General features: G+C 51.4%; 1 protein-coding gene. It reads right to left on the bottom strand.

What is annotated here, in order from left to right; translation table 11 throughout:
* Positions 1–116 precede the first annotated feature (116 nt).
* Entirely contained in the window at positions 117–347 is a 231-nt protein-coding gene (locus AC1RPR_RS08415) for a hypothetical protein (protein ID WP_289859366.1), read from the bottom strand.
* Between the last annotated feature and the right edge of the window lie 48 nt (positions 348–395).

Here is a 395-nt window from a genome sequence, read left to right as displayed (position 1 = left end):
GACCAAGGTAACGGTCGAGTTTGGTTGGTCGATACTTCCGATGAAGCGCATGTTGTTCTGCGTCGATCGGTGCACTGCTTTCCTTTTTCTTACTTGCGAACATCAGATTTCCTGTATTACGAGTTTTCTTCGTGCCACTCATCGTGTTCTTCGCGCCAACGCCGAAGCTCTTTCTTCATCATGAGGCGCACACCTCTTGCCGCCTCTTCGTACAGTGCGGCGCGCGCCTCTTTCACTGTGTCCCCGGCCTCAAGTTCGGCATCCATGCTAAAGCTGACCGAAACAGGCTCGTAGGTAACGGCCTGAACCGTCTTGCTCAGGTTTACTGAGATTCGTGTCACTTTCATTGGTAATTCGTTCTCCGAATTTCACGCAAGATCATGCGCAGGTTTTCC

Source organism: Dellaglioa sp. CoH-57-MRSF-22 (genome assembly GCF_056781895.1).
This window is presented reverse-complemented; position numbering and strand designations above follow the sequence as displayed.

Coding starts and splice junctions, on each gene's coding strand:
- AC1RPR_RS08415 (WP_289859366.1), bottom strand. CDS start 347: ATGAAAGTGACACGAATCTCAGTAAACCTGAGCAAGACGGTTCAGGCC.